We start from the raw sequence: 15,734 nt of genomic DNA on the forward strand, positions 1-15,734 counted from the left end.
CGTGGCGGAGAGCCTCACCAGTTGTTAATATCGACTTTGGTAGAAGTCTCGCTATGGCGGGGAGATTGCCATCGTGACGCCCGCACGGCCCTTGCAACTCGATCATAGCTGGCCGCTGTTCGAGCGTGGACAGCGCTTCGATCTGGGTTTCGTTGGCGATGGCGAGGAGTTCCTGCTGCCGGGGCCCGCGCCCTTCTCCGCCGATGCGCGCCTTCTGGCCGATCATGGCATCGGCCTCTGGCAATGCGACCTTGCGGACAGCAGCCTCACCTGGTCGGCGGAGGTGTTCGACCTGTTCGGCCTGCCCCGCGACGCCGTGCTGTCCCGCCCGGAGATCGTGGCGCTCTATTGCGAGGAGTCTCGCGCGGCGATGGAGCGGCTGCGCGCCTACGCCATCAAGCATCGCCGCGGCTTCACGCTGGATGCCGAGATCCGCACCGTCGGCGGCGAACATCGCTGGATGCGGCTTTCGGCCGCACCGATGTGCGTGGGCGGGCGCGTGGTGCGGCTCCATGGCCTGAAGCGGGACGTCACCCACGAATATCGCTGACGGGCGGGTGATTTGCCCCGGAGGCCCGGTCGCGCTAAGGGCGCGGGCTCGATCCATCCAACAGAACCGGACGCCCGTGACGCTCTATAATCGCTTCGCCGAGGAGATCGGCCGCATTCTCGACAGCCTCGAAGCCGAGGGGGCCATCCCCGCCGGGCTGTCGCGACGTGCGATCACGATCGAGCCGCCGCGCGATCCGAGCCATGGCGACCTTGCCACCAACGCGGCGATGGTGCTGGCGAAGCCGGCGGGCAGCAATCCGCGCGCGCTGGCCGGGCTGCTCGCGCCGAAGCTGGAGCAGGTGGAAGGCGTCACGGCCGTCGAGATCGCGGGTCCGGGCTTCCTCAACCTGCGCCTCGCCAACGAGGTGTGGCACGAGGAGCTGGCGACGATCCTCGGCGAGGGCGGCGACTATGGCCGCTCGACCGCCGGTAACGGCCATCGCGTCAACGTCGAATATGTCTCGGCCAACCCGACCGGACCGATGCACATGGGCCATTGCCGTGGCGCGGTGGTGGGCGATGCGCTGGCGAGCCTGCTGGCGTTCGTCGGCCATCCGGTGACGCGCGAATATTACATCAACGACGCCGGCGCGCAGGTGCAGACGCTCGCCCGCTCGGCGCACCTGCGCTACCGCGAGGCGCTGGGCGAGGACATCGGCGAGATCCCCGAGGGCTTCTATCCCGGCGACTATCTGAAGCCGGTCGGCATCGCCTTCGCCGCCGAGTTCGGCACGCGCTATGTCGACGCGCCCGAGAGCGAGTGGCTCGCGCTGTTCCGCACCAGGGCGGTCGCCGCGATGATGGACATGATCCGGGCGGACCTCGCGCTGCTCGGCATCCATCATGACGTGTTCGCCTCCGAGGCGGCGGTGCAGGATGCCGGCAAGGTCGAGGCGGCCTTCGCGGAACTCCGCGCCAAGGGCCTGCTCTACGAGGGCGTTCTTGAGGCTCCCAAGGGCGAACTGCCCGACGACTGGGAGCCGACCGAGATGACCCTCTTCAAGGCGACCGAGTTCGGCGACGATCAGGATCGCCCGGTGCGCAAGTCGGATGGCGGGCTCACCTATTTCGGCACCGATCTCGCCTATCACGCGCAGAAGGCGGCCGAGGCCGACGAGCTGATCGACATCTGGGGCGCCGACCATGCCGGCACCGTCAAGCGCATCCAGGCGGCCGTCGCGGCGCTGACCGGCGGCAAGCGTTTCGACGTGAAGCTCGTCCAGATGGTCAAGCTGCTGCGCAACGGCGAGCCGGTGAAGATGTCCAAGCGCGCGGGCACCTTCGTGACGCTGGCCGACGTGGTGAACGAAGTGGGCCGCGACGTGGTGCGCTTCACCATGCTCACCCGCAAGGCCGACGCGCAGATGGACTTCGACTTCGCCAAGGTGGTGGAAGCCTCGAAGGACAATCCCGTCTTCTACGTGCAGTACGCCCATGCCCGCGTCCGCTCGGTGCAGCGCAAGGCGAAGGAGATGGGCCTCGATCAGGGCGCGTCCGACATCACGCTGCTCGACGCCGAAGAGCTGGAGCTGGTGAAGCTCGCCGCCCAGTTCCCCCGCATCGTCGAGCAGGCGGCGAACACGCGCGAGCCGCATCGCGTCGCTTTCTATCTCTATGATCTGGCGGCGGCCTTCCACGCGCTGTGGAACCGCGGCAACGATCGCCCGGATCGTCGCTTTTTGGTTCAGGACAACCCGGAAATGACCCGCGCCCGGCTTTCCCTCGCCGAAGGCTTGGGGCAGATTGTCCGCAATGGGCTGGCGATCATGGGGGTCGCCGCGGCCGAGGAGATGTAAGCGGATGTCCGATCTGGGGCGTGGCATGGGCGGTGGCGGTACGGCCGAAGAGGATCGTCTGCCGTGGCTTGAGCCTGTCGAAGACGAGGGTGGCGACGAGGGCGTGTCCGCAGGTCGGCTGGTGGCCGGTCTGGTGGTGGCGCTGGTCGCGCTCGGCCTGATCGTGGGCGGCGTCTATTGGCTGAAGCAGCGCGCAGACGGTTCGGCGAGCGCGAAGGGCGATCCGACGCTGATCGCGGCCCAGCCGGGCGCCTACAAGGTGAAGCCCACCGAGCCCGGCGGCATGGACGTCAAGGGCCAGGGCGACAGCAGCTACGCCGCCAGCGAGGGCGCGGACCCGGACGGCAAGATCGACCTCTCCGCCATCCCGGAGGCGCCGATCGCGCGCGACAACGGCAAGCCCGCGCAGCAGCAGGCGGCCGCGCCGACACCTGCTCCGGCTCCGGCCAAGCCGGTCGAGGTCGCGAAGGCCGTGCCGGCGCCCACGCCCGTGAAGACGGTTCCGCTGCCGGCGTCGAAGCCGGCCCCGGCCGCCGCTCCGAAGACTGAGGTGGCCAAGGCCGCTCCGGTGAAGCCCGAGCCGAAGCCTGCGCCCGCGAAGGAGGAGAAGGCTGCGGCCCCGTCGTCGGGCGGCGCGCAGATCCAGCTTGGCGCCTTCTCCAGCGAGGCCAAGGCGAACGAGGCGTGGAAGTCGCTCTCGGGCCGCTTCGGCTATCTGGCGGCGCTCAACAAGTCGATCGTGCCGGTGACCTCGAACGGCAAGACGGTCTATCGCCTTCGCGCCTCGGCGGGTGGCCAGGCCTCGTCGATCTGCTCGAAGCTCAAGATCGCGGGCGAGGCTTGCGTCGTCGTGGGGTGAGGCTTACCGCCTCATCCTCATGATACCAGCGTTCTTCGGCCTCGCCGGCCCGACGCTCGGCGATGCCGAGCGGGCCTTCTTCCGCTCGGTGGAGCCGGCGGGGTTTATCCTCTTCAAGCGCAACTGCACCGATCGGGCGCAGATGAAGGCGCTGACGGACGAACTCCGCTCGCTCTCCGGCCGGGATGATGTGCCGATCCTGATCGATCAGGAAGGCGGCCGGGTGCAGCGCATGGGCGCACCCGAATGGCCGAAGCTCCCTTCGGCCGAGCCCTTCGCGAAACTCTATGAGAAGGCACCCGTCTCTGCGATGGAGGCGGCGCGGCTCAACGCCAAGGCGATCGCGACGATGCTCCGTGAGGTCGGCGTCAATGTCGACTGCCTGCCGCTGCTCGACGTGCGCCGCCCCGATGCGGACGCGATCATCGGCGATCGCGCGCTCGGTTCCGATCCGACGCAGGTGGCGGCGCTCGGCCGTCTCGTGATCGATGGCCTGCGCGAGGGCGGGGTGGTCGGCGTCGTCAAGCACATGCCCGGCCACGGCCGCGCCATGGCGGACAGCCACAAGGAACTCCCCGTCGTCGAGGCCTCCGAGGCGGAACTGGCCGAGGATGTCGCGCCCTTCGCAGGCTTGCGGGACGCGCCGATGGGGATGACCGCGCACGTCGTCTACACCGCGTGGGACAAGGAGCGCTGCGCCAGCCTGTCGCCGGTGGTGATCGGCGAGATCATCCGCGGGCGGATCGGGTTCGACGGGTTGCTGATGTCGGACGATCTCGGCATGCACGCGCTCTCGGGCAGCTTCGGTGAGCGGGCGGCCGGCGTGATCGCCGCGGGCTGCGACATCGCGCTCCATTGCTCGGGCGACATGGCCGAGATGGAAGCGGTGGCCGGCGCGCTCGGGCCGATCGCCAAGGAAAGCTACGATCGCCTCCAGCGCGCCATGGCGACGGTGGCGACGCAGGCTTCGTCCGAGACTTTCGAGGAACTCGCTGCCCGGCGCGATTCGCTGCTGGCGCTCGCCTGACGCTTTGCTAGGCTCATCCGATGGATGAGACGGGGGATACGCTCACCATCGATATTGACGGGTGGGAAGGGCCGCTCGACCTGTTGCTGGCGCTCGCCCGGCAACAGAAGGTCGACTTGCGCGAGCTGTCGATCCTCGCCCTTGTCGAGCAATATCTCGCCTTCATCGAGGGCGCGAAGGCGCTCAAGCTGGAGATCGCCGCCGATTATCTCGTGATGGCGGCGTGGCTGGCTTACCTCAAATCCGGCCTGCTCCTGCCGCGCGATCCCGAGGTGGAGCCGTCGCCCGAAGAACTGGCGCTGCGCTTGCACCTCCGCCTCCAGAGGCTCGACGCGATGCGTGAGGCCGGCGCGCGGCTGATGGGCCGCGACAGGCTCGGCCGCGACGTCTTCCCGCGCGGCGCGCCGGAGGGGCTGAAGCTCGTCCGCAAGGCGGCGTGGCAGGCCGATCTGTTCGACCTGATCGCGGCCTATGGCGCCATCACCGCGCGCAACCGGCCGGTGATGCACGTCGTCTCGCGCCGCCCGGTGATGACGCTGGAGGCGGCGCTCCAGCGCGTCGAGGCGATGCTGGGGCAGGCGCTCGACTGGACGACGCTGGAGCGTTTCCTCCCCGCCACCACCGATCCGTCGCTGGCCCGTTCTTCACGCGCATCCAGCTTCCTCGCGATGCTGGAACTCGCCAAGCAGGGCCGGCTCGAACTCAGGCAGGAAAGCGCCTTCGACACGCTCTGGGTCCGCGCGGCGTGAACCCGCCCAGCCATGACGAGCGCGCCGTCGAGGCCGTGCTGTTCGCCGCCGAGGCACCGATGACGCTCGCCGAGATCCGGGCGGCGGCGGGCGAGGGCGTCGATGTCGCCGAAGGCCTGCGCGCGCTCGCCGAGAGCTATGCCGCGCGGGGTATCCACCCGGTCGAGCGCGGCGGGCGCTGGCACTTCCAGACCGCGCCGGACCTAGCCCACATCCTCCGCCGTACCCGCGAGGAGCCGCGCAAGCTCAGCCGTGCGGCGATCGAGACGCTCGCCATCATCGCCTATCACGAGCCGGTCAGCCGTGCGGAGATCGAGGCCATTCGCGGCGTCCAGATCTCCAAGGGGACGCTGGACGTGCTGATGGAGGCGGGCTGGGTCCGTCCCGCCGGCCGCCGCGAAGTGCCCGGCCGGCCGCTGATCTACGCCACCACGCCGGCCTTCCTCACCCATTTCGGCCTCACCAGCCGCCGCGACCTGCCCGGCATCGACGATCTGCGCGCCGCCGGCCTTCTCGACCCGATTGATGAGGTAATGCTCAACGTCGAGGTGGAAAGCGGCGACGATGAGGGCTAGATAGATAAGACTTAGGAGAAAGTGTCATGGGTTTCGGTTCGCCAATTCACTGGATCATCCTCGGGATCATCGCGATCGTGCTGTTTGGCGGCGGCCGTTTTCCCTCGATGATGGGTGACGTCGCCAAGGGGCTGAAGAGCTTCAAGAAGGGCATGGCCGACGAGGATGAGGATCAGCCCAAGCCGGCGCAGCGCCTCCAGGCGCAGCCGCCGCTGGAGCCGAACGCCGATCAGCATCTTCAGCCGCAGCCGGAAGATCGGCCGCGGAACTGAGCGCCATCGACTGACGAAGCACAGCGCCGATGTTCGATATCGCGCCCTCCGAGATGCTGATCGTGGCGCTGGTCGCGATCGTCCTCATCGGACCCAAGGATTTGCCGCGCGTGATGCGGGTGGTGGGGCAATGGGTCGGCCGTGGCCGCACCATGGCCCGCCATTTCCGCGGCGCGATCGACGACATGATCCGCGAATCCGAGCTTCAGGAGATGGAGAAGAAGTGGAAGGCGGAGAATGAGCGGATCATGCGCGAGCATTCCGATCTGATCGGCTCCGCCAACAGCACGCCCGAGCCGGAGACCGCAGCGCAGCCGCAGATGCTGCCGCTGGAGGCTCCGTCCGCTCCGGTCAGCTCTTCCGACACCACACCCCCCATCGCGACGCCCGCCGACGCGCAACGCCAGGGCTGAAAACGATGGCCGACGTCGAAGACGAACTCGAAGATACGCGCGCGCCGCTGCTCGATCACCTGATCGAGCTGCGCAAGCGGCTGATCTGGAGTTTCCTTGCGCTGGGCGCGGCGTTCCTCGTCTGCCTCTATTTCGCGAAGCCGATCTTCGCCTTCCTCGTCCAGCCGCTGCTGCACGCGGGGCAGGGCAAGCTGATCTACACCGATGTGTTCGAGGCCTTCTTCGCGCAGATGAAGGTGGCCTTCTTCTCGGCGATCATGCTGAGCTTCCCGATCGTGGCGAACCAGTTGTGGCGCTTCGTCGCGCCGGGGCTCTACACCAAGGAGAAGCGGGCGCTGCGCCCGTTCCTGCTGCTGACGCCGGTGCTGTTCCTGTCGGGGGCGGCGATGGCCTATTTCATCGCAATGCCGCTGGCGCTGCATTTCCTGCTCGGCTTCCAGGGCAATATCGGCGGCGTGCAGCAGGAGGCCCTGCCCGCCATCGGCAACTATCTGGGCTTCGTCACCAAGTTCATGTTCGGCTTCGGCGTGGCCTTCCTGCTGCCCGTGCTGCTGATGCTGCTCGAGCGGACGGGGATCGTCAGCCGCAGGCAGCTCGTGAAGGGGCGGCGCTATTCCTATGTCGGCTCCTTCGCGCTGGCGGCGGTGCTGAGCCCGCCGGACGCGGTGTCGATGCTGCTGCTCGCGGTGCCGCTGTGCCTGCTCTACGAACTGGCGCTGATCGCGATCTGGTTCACCGAGCGCAAGCGCGCGCGGGAGGCGGAGAGCGCCACCGCCTGAACGCAAATAGGGCGCCGCCGAAACCCTCGGCGACGCCCTGCCTGCTACCGCTGACGCTTGGCCTATTTCGACTTGTCCGCCGCGTTGGCGACCGCGTTGCCGGCCGACGAGACGTCCTTGCCCGCCCCGTGGATCGTGTTGCACGCGGTGATGAGCAGTGCGGCCGAGATGAGCCCGGCGCCGATGAGCTTGCGAACCAAGTTCCCACTCCTTCTCATGCACGGAATCTGGGTTCCGTTGGGAAGACAATGCGGGGGGCCGCGTTATGGTTCCGCCTTATGGCCGGGAGAGACCCCAAGCCCTTGATCCCAAAAGAATTTGGACCCGGCCACACAGCCGGGGGGAAGGCAGCGTGACCGGGTCCATTTCATGTGCGGATAGCGAGAGCGGGGGGGCAAAAGGTCGCTATCCGGGGTGCAAAACGGCCAAGCCGCGGGGCTGGTTCCAAGCCCTCGAAAATTTATTCCAGAGGGCCGCCTTGCCGTAGCGTCAGGGGAGGTTGGGGTCTGGCATCACCATGATCTCGATCGCGACGATCCCGATGCCCTCGTCGCGTTCCAGTGGTGAGCGGAGCTGGCGGGCAAGGCCGCCGATCACGCGCTCGAACTGCTCGAAATGCGGGTCCACGGGGGCGGCGTCACGACGCAGGGCGGGGGAGCGGGCGGTGAGCCGGGCACGCTCGGGCTGATCCTCCATCTCGTCGAGCGAGATGGCGATGCTGGTGCCCGGCACGCGCATCATGGCCGTCTCGATCAGCTCGACGAGCAGGAAGGCCACCGAGACGGCGACATCCTGATGCACAAAGCTCTGCGCAAGGTCGAGCGTCACGGAGGGCGGCGCCGCGCCGGCGGGGACGGAGGCGCGCAGATTGGAGGCCAGTTCCCCGATCATCGGGCGCAGCGCGATGCCATGGTTCACCTCCATCTCGGCGAAATGGCTGCGATGGACGATGGCGAGCGCGTCGACGCGGCGCTGGATGGTGGCGAAGGCATCGATCGCCTCGGGCGTCTCGGCGCTGCGGGCGTGGATGTTGAGCAGGCTGGCGATCACCTGGAGGTTGTTCTTCACCCGGTGATGCACCTCGCGGGTGAGGCGGGTCTGGCGAGCGAGGCCGTCCTCCAGCTCGGCCTCGTGGCGCGAGATGGTCATGGCCGCACGCAGGAAGGCGCGGCCCAGCGTGCGGATCTCGAAGGCCGGCGTGGTGAGCGGCGGCATCTCGAAGCGGCCAGTGATGCGATAATGCTCGATCGCGTCCTGCATCGAGGCGAGGGGGCGCAGGATCAGGCGATCCACCACCAGCCAGCCGATCGCGGCGCCCGCCACCCACATCAGGATCGGCAGCAGGGTCAGCAATATCTCGTTGGCGCTGAGCGGCGCAGTCGCCACCGTCATCGACAGGCGAAGCTGGCCACCGGCGATCGGCAGGTCGGCCAGCACGTCGCGGCCGAGCGGCACGGTCTGCATCGTGGCGACGTTGATCTGCTGCCCCGTGGCATCGGAGAGGCGAAGCGAATAGCTGCCGTCGAGCGCGTGCGGGTGGGCGGCCTCGGCCAGCAGCTCGCGCGGCAGTTCGGCCATCGCCCAGCCGGGCGTCTCGCTCGAACTGGCGATGACGCGGACGGCGTCGTCCTCGCCGTCGATCAGGACGATCGGCGCAGTATCGGTGCGGCGGAGCGGGAGGCTGGCGGTGAGCGGGCGCGAGGAACAGACGAGGCGGCCCGCACCGTCGAACACGGCCGCCGCCGAACCCGCGCCGATCGCGGCGGCGGCGCGGCGGCATCCTTCCGGCCCCCGCCGCTGCGCGGCATGGAGGATGGACGTCACCCGGTCGACGGCGAGGTTGAAGCGCTCGGCGCTGTCGGTGACGAGGAGGCGGGCGGCCGCCTCACGATTGGCGCGGTTGGCCTTGGCGGTTTCGAGCGATGCCAGCGACGCGATCATGCCGAGCGGCAGCAGCGCCAGCGACAGGACGATCAGGATCTTGAGGCTGGTCGACAGCCGCGTGAACAGGCGAACAGCGGGCGACGGCGGCGGCAGCGCCGAGCGGGAGGTGGTATGCAGCGGTGCCCCCGCTAGCTGAGCTTGCCCAGAAGATCGAGCAGTTCCGCGGGAATATCCTCGCTCACGGTCTTTGCATAGACGGAACGAAGGGCATGGCCGACGTCACGATCCGCCCCCGCCCGTTCGGAACCGGAGCGGCGGGAGGAGGACGATGTCGGGGCGATCCCCTGGCCCTTGTTGGTCTTCTTGTCGTCGCTCAACGCCAACTCGCCCTATCCCCTGTCGATCGCAGCATGTGCGCCCTCATCCACAGTGACGCGCCGACGACGGAACGAATAGTCGCTCCATCGGGTCACGCGATAAAATCCTCTCGTGGCCGTGGAAACAAAAAAGTCGCAGGATGGTTCCTCGCTGAACGGTTCCTTACGATATCGGGAGGGGCCGACCGGGGGAAGCGAGGCATCGCAGGATGCCAACCCAGTCTCCGGTCGAAGGGATTTCGCACAGGAGTTGGATAGAAATATGTCGCTTGGACAGGAACTTGCGCCTCACCTCCCGTTCCTGCGCCGCTATGCGCGCGCGCTTACGGGAACCCAGAAACAGGGTGACGCCTATGTCCGTGCGGCGCTGGAGGCGATCGTTGCGGATCCGGAAGAATTTCCCCGCGATGTCGATCCGCGACTCGGGCTCTACAAGACGTTTCAGGCGATCTGGTCGTCGAGCACGGTCGAGACCGGCGTGGACGGCGGGCAGGACGGCAGCTCGCCCGAGGTGATCGCGCAGGCGCGCCTCTCCCGAATCACGCCGCGCTCGCGTCAGGCCCTGCTGCTGACCGCGATGGAGGGCTTCACCAACGAGGACACCGCCTTCCTGATCGGCGTCGGCGACACCGAGGTGGAGGTGCTGGTGGCCGATGCGCTGGCGGAGATCGAGCGGCAGACCCATGCCGACGTGCTCATCATCGAGGATGAGCCGATCATCGCGATGGACCTCGAGACGATCGTGCGCGATCTCGGCCATGGCGTGACCGGCGTGGCGGTGACCCGCGACGAGGCGGTGACGCAGGCGATGGCGCGGCGCCCCGGCCTCGTGCTGGCGGACATCCAGCTTGCCGACGACAGCTCGGGCATCGACGCGGTGAAGGACATCCTCGCCCAGTTCGAGGTGCCGGTGATCTTCATCACCGCCTTCCCCGAGCGGCTGCTGACCGGCGAGCGGCCCGAGCCGACCTTCCTCATCACCAAGCCGTTCCAGCGGTCGACGGTGAAGGCGGCGATCGCGCAGGCGCTGTTCTTCGACAGCTCGACGGTTCCGGCCTGAACGGAACCGCTCGCATCACCCGACCGTTGGCAGCGCGTGACGATCGGGAGATGCGCGATGGATCAGAGTGGACCGCATCTGTCCGGCACCGAGGCGCGTGCCGGGCGGAAGGCCAACGTGGTGCGCTATGTGCTGGGGATTTCCCTGGCGGCGATCGTCGTAGTCTTCGCCATCATGCTGATTCTCAACCACTAATATGGATATTGTGGCGCGCCCACTGGCGCTGGCAGATTCGGCGGACTATCTCAAACGGGAGGATGCAGCCATTGTCCGTGGCAAGGAGCAAGGGGGAGCGATGAGCAAGGCCGTTCCTTCCGAGGCGAAGAATGAGGATGAGGCTGTCGAGGCTCCGGTCGTTCACACGCCGTTGCCGGATAACGAGTTCAAGGAGCAGCTCGCACAGGTGATCCCGCATCTGCGCGCCTTCGGGCGCTCGCTGTCGGGCAATCGCGATCTGGCGGACGATCTGGTGCAGGAGACGCTGCTCAAGGCGTGGGCCGCGCGCCAGCGCTTCCAGGCGGGCACCAACATGCGCGCCTGGACCTTCATCATCCTGCGCAACCTCTTCCTCAGCCAGATGCGCCGCGCCCGCTTCAAGGGCGAGTGGGACGAGATCACCGCCTCCAAGCTGCTGGCCGCGCCCGCGAGCCAGGATCGCCATGTCGAGCTGGGCGATATGCAGCGCGCGCTGCTGCACCTGCCGCAGCCGCAGCGCGAGGCGCTGATCCTCGTCGGCGCGGGCGGTTTCGCTTATGAGGAGGCGGCGGAGATCTGCGGCTGCGCGGTCGGCACGATCAAGAGCCGTGTCGCGCGCGGGCGTGTCGCGCTGGAGGCGCTGCTGTCAGAGGGCAAGCTGCCGTCGCGCCGCACCCACAAGACGGACAGCAACACCACCGCGCTCCAGACGATCATGGATCAGGTCGACGAACTGAGCCGCGACGACACGTCCGATCACTAAAGGCGTCAGCGGATTCGGGCCAGCAGCGCCTGAAGATCCGCCGGCGTGTCCAGCGTACCGGTGAAGGCCCCGCGCAGCGCGTCGCGGATGCCCTGATGCTGGAGGGGCGTCGTCACCGACTGCGCCCGTTCCGCCAGACGCCCGGATTGGCCTTGTGATTTTCCGTCGAACCTCATCATGCTCGCATAACGCCGGATCGATGTGGGGGTTGCGTGTCGATCCACGGCCCGGCAACCCGGCGGGATGAGCGACATGAATGCAACAGCCGTTCGCGATGCGCTGGAGCGCGCCCGGGCCCATGCCCCCTTCCTGCGCCGCATGGCCGGACGGGAGCCTGCGGTGGTGGCGGCGCTGGAAGCGGGCGATCTCGCGGGCGCGCTGGCGCTGGCCGGGGCGCCGGTGGAGACCGAGGCGACCGTCGCCGCCCAGCTTCGCGGCGAGCGGCGGCGGCTGGCGCTGGCGCTGGCGGTGGGCGATCTTTCGGGCCTGCTGCCGCTGGAGGACGTGACGCGGCGCCTCTCCGATTTCGCGGATCGCGCGCTGGATCGTGCCATCCGCGCGGCGATCGAGGAGCGCACGCCCGGCGCCGAGGCGCAGGGGTTCGTGGCGCTGGCGCTCGGCAAGCATGGCAGCCAGGAGCTGAACTACTCCTCCGATATCGACCCGATCCTGATCTTCGATCCCGAGACGCTCCCCCGCCGCCCGCGCGAGGAGCCGGTCGAGGCGGCCGTCCGCATCGCGCGGCGCGTGGTCGAGCTGATGCAGACGCTGGATGGCGACGGCCATGTTTTCCGTATCGATCTGCGCCTGCGCCCTTCGCCGGAGGCCACCCCGCTGGCGCTGCCCGAGGCGGCGGCGATCACTTATTATGAATCGAGCGCGCTGCCATGGGAGCGTGCTGCCTTCATCCGCGCGCGGGCGGCGGCGGGGGATATCGCGCTCGGCGAGCGTTTCCTGACCGCGATCCGGCCCTTCGTGTGGCGGCGCGCGCTGGATTTCGGCGCGATCGGGGAGATCCGCGCGCTCTCGCGGCGCATCCGCAGCCATTATCAGGCTGGCCAGCGCTTCGGCCCCGGCTATGACCTGAAGCGCGGGCGCGGCGGCATCCGCGAGATCGAGTTCTTCGCCCAGATCCACCAGCTCATCCATGGCGGCCGCGAGCCGGCGCTGCGTGCGCCCGCGACGCTGGATGCTCTGGCGGCACTGGGGGCGGGCGGACGGATCGGGCGGGAGGAGGCCGTCATGCTGGCCGACGCCTATCGCCTGTTCCGCACCGTCGAGCATCGGCTCCAGATGGTCGAGGATCGCCAGACCCACAGCCTGCCCGGCGACGCGGCCGCGCTCGACAATGTCGCCCGGCTCGATGGCCGCGCGGATGGCGCGGCGCTGCTCGATGTGCTGCGCGGGCCGGTCGAGCGGGTGGGCACGCTGTATGACTCGCTCGATCCGCCGGGGGATCGAGCCCTGCCGACGGATCATGACGCGCTGCTGGCGGCGCTGTCGGAGGCTGGCTTCGCGGATGCCGAGGCGGCCGCCACGCGGATCGTCCAGTGGCGCGGCGGCGGGGCGCGGGCGCTGCGCTCGGCGGCGGCGCAGGCGGCGCTGGAGGCGGTGTTGCCGGGGCTGGTGGAAGCGCTCGGCGCCGCACCCGATCCGGGGACGGCGCTCAACCGCTTCGATGCGATGGTGGCGAAGCTGCCGTCCGCCATCAACCTGTTCCGCCTGCTGGAGGCGCGGCCGCAGCTCGCGCGGCTGGTCGGCGACGTGTTGAGCCTCGCGCCGACGCTGGCCGAGATGTTGGGCCGGCGTCCCGAGCTGATCGACGGACTGATCGACGCCACCGCGCTCCGCCCACCGCCCGCCGTCCCGGGGCTGGCCGCGCGCTTCGCCCGCACAGGCGACGAGGATTATCAGGCGATGCTCGATCGCGTGCGCCGCGCGGTGGGCGAGCTTCGTTTCGCGCAGGGGGTGCAGCTCGTCTCGGGCAGCAGCGATCCGCTGGAGGTGGCGGGCGGCTATGCGCGCATCGCCGAGGCCGCGCTCGAAGCGCTGGGCAGCGCCACCGTGGCGGAGTTCGAGGCCGTGCATGGCCGCGTGCCCGATGGCGAGCTGGTGGTGCTGGCGCTCGGCCGTTTCGGCGGGGGCGCGCTGACCCATGCGTCCGATCTCGACATCGTCTATCTCTTCACCGGCGATCATCTGGCGGAATCAGATGGGCCGAAGCCGCTCGGCGCCACGCAATATTTCAACCGACTCGCCCAGCGCGTCACCGCCGCGCTCTCGGTCGCGACCGCCGCCGGGCCGCTCTACGAGGTGGATACGCGGCTCAGGCCATCGGGCGGGCAGGGGCTGCTCGCCGTCACGCTCGACAGCTTCGCCCGCTATCAGCGCGAAGGGGCGTGGACGTGGGAGCATATGGCGCTGGCCCGCGCGCGGCCGGTCTTCGGCTCGGAAGCGGCGCGCGCGGCACTGGGCGGGATCATCGCCGATACGCTGGGCGGCGAGCGGGATGCCGCCCGTCTCCTCGCCGACGCGGTGAAGATGCGCGGCGACATCGCCCGCCACAAGCCGCCGGCGGGGCCGCTCGACGTCAAGCTGCTCGACGGCGGGCTGGTCGATCTGGAGTTCGTCGTCCACGTCACGCAGCTCCAGCACCGCACCGGCTTCGCACCCCAGCTCGACGAGGCGATCGCCAGGCTGACGGGAGCCGGGCTGTTGCCCGCGGCGCTGCTGCCGGCGCATGACCTGCTGACCCGCATCCTCGTCGCGATGCGGCTGATGTCGCCCAACGCTGCCGAGCCGCCGCCGCCCGCCCGCGCCGCCATCGCGCAGGCCTGCGGTCAGGCGGACTGGGAGGCGCTGCTTGCGGCGCTCGACGTCGCGCGGCAGAGCGTCGGCGAAGCCTGGCGGCGCATCGCCGCCCAAGCGGGAGAAGAATGATGGCAGTGGACCTCCAGCCGGGCGACATGGCCCCCGACGTCACGCTCACCACGCCCGACGGCGGCGCGCTGACGCTGGCGAGCCTGCGCGGGCGGCCGCTCGTCCTCTATTTCTATCCCAAGGACGACACCGCCGGCTGCACCCGCGAGGCGCAGGATTTCTCCGCCTCGAAGGCGGCGTTCGAGCTGGCCGGCGTGGGCGTCCTCGGCGTGTCGAAGGACCCGCCGGCCAGGCACCAGAAGTTCGCGGCGAAATATGATCTCACCGTCAGCCTCGCCAGCGACGAGGACGGCTCGGTGTGCGAGGCGTTCGGCGTGTGGATCGAGAAGAGCCTCTACGGCCGCAAATATATGGGCATCGACCGCGCAACCTTCCTGATCGACGCCGACGGCCGCATCGCGAAGCTGTGGCGCAAGGTGAAGGTGCCGGGTCATGTCGATCAGGTGCTCGCCGCCGCCGAGGCCCTGCCCAAGGCATGAGCGAGGCCGGTCGTTCGGGGGTGAATGCTGCGCGCAGCATCGCGGAGGCGTGCCGCATGGTGCTGCTCACCGCCGATCCGCGCGAGAAGGCGATGGCGGCGCGGTCGGCGGCGCGGGCGTGGCGCTCGGGTCGGCTGGAGCATGTGTTCGACACCGCGATGCCCGACCGGCCGCTCCGCCCCGACAGGCCGGAGCTGCTCCCGCCCAACCGGATGCCCAAGCGCGGCCGTGCCGGATCGGAGCGCGCGCGTATCGCCATGCTGCACGCGCTCGCGCACATCGAATATGTCGCGATCGATCTCGCCTTCGATTGTGCGGGGCGGTTCGGCGCAGCATTGCCGCGTGATTTCGTCGACGACTGGATCGGCGTCGGCGCGGACGAGGCGATGCATTTCGCGCTGCTCGACCGGCGGCTGAACGCGATGGGCAGCTTCTACGGCGCGCACCCCGCGCATGACGGTCTGTGGGAAACGGCCGAGAAGACGCGCGACAACCTCACCGCTCGCCTCGCCCTGGTGCCGATGGCGCTGGAAGCGCGTGGTCTGGACGTCACGCCGGCGACCGTCGCGCGGTTCGAGGCGGCGGGTGATAGCGCTTCCGCCCGCATCCTGACGCGCATCTACACCGACGAGATCCGCCATGTCGCGGCGGGGACCAAATGGTTCGAATCATGGTGCGAAACGGTTGGCTGTATTCCCACGGAAACGTGGCAGGCCTTGATAGCGCAACATTTTCTGGGGGTTGTGAAACCGCCGTTCAACGACTCAGCGCGTCATGCGGCCGGTTTGACGCTGGACTATTACGGCACACTTGCGGCAGCCCGCTGAGCGGGTCACACCCCTGAAAGCCGGACTGCGGGAGGGGCATTCCACCAGCGGCAAGACAAAAGAAGCGCCACGCGCCGGGGGGAGGGGCCCTCTGACGGGGGTCTGTGCAAGGTGGATGGTATCGTGAGCTTGATGATCAACCGTAACTCCAACGCGGCCGACATCGTTCGGTTCCCCGCGCTTCGCC

The 15,734-nt window shown here is 68.8% G+C and carries 18 protein-coding genes; 15 read left to right on the forward strand and 3 right to left on the reverse strand.

Annotated features, from left to right (window positions below; all coding sequences use genetic code 11):
* Positions 1-73: 73 nt before the first annotated feature.
* The 9 genes from ST3T6A_RS19225 (at position 74) to tatC (ending at position 7,022) form a co-directional block, all read left to right on the forward strand.
* Positions 74-550 carry a PAS domain-containing protein gene (locus ST3T6A_RS19225; RefSeq protein WP_083937324.1) on the forward strand — a complete coding sequence of 159 codons (477 nt, stop codon included), beginning with the start codon at positions 74-76 and terminating at the stop codon, positions 548-550.
* 76 nt (positions 551-626) lie between these two features.
* Complete coding sequence (gene argS / locus ST3T6A_RS0104100; protein ID WP_019831626.1) at positions 627-2,348, forward strand: arginine--tRNA ligase; 1,722 nt, start codon at positions 627-629, stop codon at positions 2,346-2,348.
* A 4-nt stretch (positions 2,349-2,352) separates the two neighbouring features.
* Complete coding sequence (locus ST3T6A_RS0104105) at positions 2,353-3,207, forward strand: SPOR domain-containing protein (protein ID WP_019831627.1); 855 nt, start codon at positions 2,353-2,355, stop codon at positions 3,205-3,207.
* A 19-nt stretch (positions 3,208-3,226) separates the two neighbouring features.
* Complete coding sequence (nagZ, locus tag ST3T6A_RS0104110) at positions 3,227-4,234, forward strand: beta-N-acetylhexosaminidase (RefSeq protein WP_019831628.1); 1,008 nt, start codon at positions 3,227-3,229, stop codon at positions 4,232-4,234.
* A 20-nt stretch (positions 4,235-4,254) separates the two neighbouring features.
* Entirely contained in the window at positions 4,255-4,983 is a 729-nt protein-coding gene (locus ST3T6A_RS0104115) for a segregation and condensation protein A (protein ID WP_019831629.1), read from the forward strand.
* The gene (scpB, locus tag ST3T6A_RS0104120) at positions 4,980-5,558 is read left to right on the forward strand and encodes an SMC-Scp complex subunit ScpB (RefSeq protein ID WP_019831630.1); all 579 of its coding nucleotides are present in this window, start codon (positions 4,980-4,982) and stop codon (positions 5,556-5,558) included. Before ST3T6A_RS0104115 ends, scpB begins: the two co-directional genes overlap by 4 nt.
* Positions 5,559-5,584: 26 nt before the next feature.
* On the forward strand, positions 5,585-5,830 hold the full coding sequence (locus ST3T6A_RS0104125) for a Sec-independent protein translocase subunit TatA (RefSeq protein ID WP_019831631.1): 246 nt from the start codon (positions 5,585-5,587) through the stop codon (positions 5,828-5,830).
* 29 nt (positions 5,831-5,859) lie between these two features.
* Positions 5,860-6,243, forward strand: a complete 384-nt coding sequence (tatB, locus tag ST3T6A_RS22185) for a Sec-independent protein translocase protein TatB (protein ID WP_019831632.1) — start codon at positions 5,860-5,862, stop codon at positions 6,241-6,243.
* 5 nt (positions 6,244-6,248) lie between these two features.
* Complete coding sequence (gene tatC / locus ST3T6A_RS0104135; RefSeq protein WP_019831633.1) at positions 6,249-7,022, forward strand: twin-arginine translocase subunit TatC; 774 nt, start codon at positions 6,249-6,251, stop codon at positions 7,020-7,022.
* Between the two features lie 62 nt (positions 7,023-7,084).
* Here tatC and ST3T6A_RS0104140 read toward each other — a convergent pair whose 3' ends face one another.
* From ST3T6A_RS0104140 to ST3T6A_RS19230, 3 genes are all read right to left on the reverse strand, one after another.
* Entirely contained in the window at positions 7,085-7,222 is a 138-nt protein-coding gene (locus tag ST3T6A_RS0104140) for an entericidin A/B family lipoprotein (protein WP_019831634.1), read from the reverse strand.
* Between the two features lie 289 nt (positions 7,223-7,511).
* Positions 7,512-8,963, reverse strand: a complete 1,452-nt coding sequence (locus tag ST3T6A_RS0104145; protein WP_019831635.1) for a sensor histidine kinase — start codon at positions 8,961-8,963, stop codon at positions 7,512-7,514.
* A gap of 131 nt (positions 8,964-9,094) precedes the next feature.
* Positions 9,095-9,283, reverse strand: coding sequence for a NepR family anti-sigma factor (locus ST3T6A_RS19230; RefSeq protein ID WP_157602394.1), 189 nt, complete (start codon positions 9,281-9,283; stop codon positions 9,095-9,097).
* A 262-nt stretch (positions 9,284-9,545) separates the two neighbouring features.
* Here ST3T6A_RS19230 and ST3T6A_RS0104155 point away from each other — a divergent pair, with 262 nt between their 5' ends.
* The 6 genes from ST3T6A_RS0104155 to ST3T6A_RS0104185 all read left to right on the forward strand — a co-directional run bounded on the left by ST3T6A_RS0104155 (position 9,546) and on the right by ST3T6A_RS0104185 (position 15,547).
* Positions 9,546-10,343: a response regulator gene (locus ST3T6A_RS0104155; protein WP_019831637.1), complete on the forward strand. Its 798-nt coding sequence runs from the start codon at positions 9,546-9,548 to the stop codon at positions 10,341-10,343.
* 57 nt (positions 10,344-10,400) lie between these two features.
* Positions 10,401-10,538: a hypothetical protein gene (locus tag ST3T6A_RS21765; protein WP_019831638.1), complete on the forward strand. Its 138-nt coding sequence runs from the start codon at positions 10,401-10,403 to the stop codon at positions 10,536-10,538.
* A 100-nt stretch (positions 10,539-10,638) separates the two neighbouring features.
* A complete protein-coding gene (locus tag ST3T6A_RS0104165; protein WP_019831639.1) occupies positions 10,639-11,301 on the forward strand; it encodes a sigma-70 family RNA polymerase sigma factor in 663 nt (220 codons plus the stop codon).
* 252 nt (positions 11,302-11,553) lie between these two features.
* A complete protein-coding gene (locus tag ST3T6A_RS0104175; protein WP_019831641.1) occupies positions 11,554-14,241 on the forward strand; it encodes a bifunctional [glutamine synthetase] adenylyltransferase/[glutamine synthetase]-adenylyl-L-tyrosine phosphorylase in 2,688 nt (895 codons plus the stop codon).
* On the forward strand, positions 14,241-14,720 hold the full coding sequence (locus ST3T6A_RS0104180) for a redoxin domain-containing protein (protein ID WP_019831642.1): 480 nt from the start codon (positions 14,241-14,243) through the stop codon (positions 14,718-14,720). Before ST3T6A_RS0104175 ends, ST3T6A_RS0104180 begins: the two co-directional genes overlap by 1 nt.
* Entirely contained in the window at positions 14,717-15,547 is an 831-nt protein-coding gene (locus tag ST3T6A_RS0104185) for a ferritin-like domain-containing protein (RefSeq protein WP_051103376.1), read from the forward strand. The genes ST3T6A_RS0104180 and ST3T6A_RS0104185 overlap by 4 nt, the downstream gene beginning before the upstream one ends.
* Positions 15,548-15,734 lie beyond the last annotated feature (187 nt).

This window comes from Sphingomonas sp. PR090111-T3T-6A, from assembly GCF_000383095.1.
In the GTDB taxonomy this organism is placed as follows: domain Bacteria; phylum Pseudomonadota; class Alphaproteobacteria; order Sphingomonadales; family Sphingomonadaceae; genus Solisphingomonas.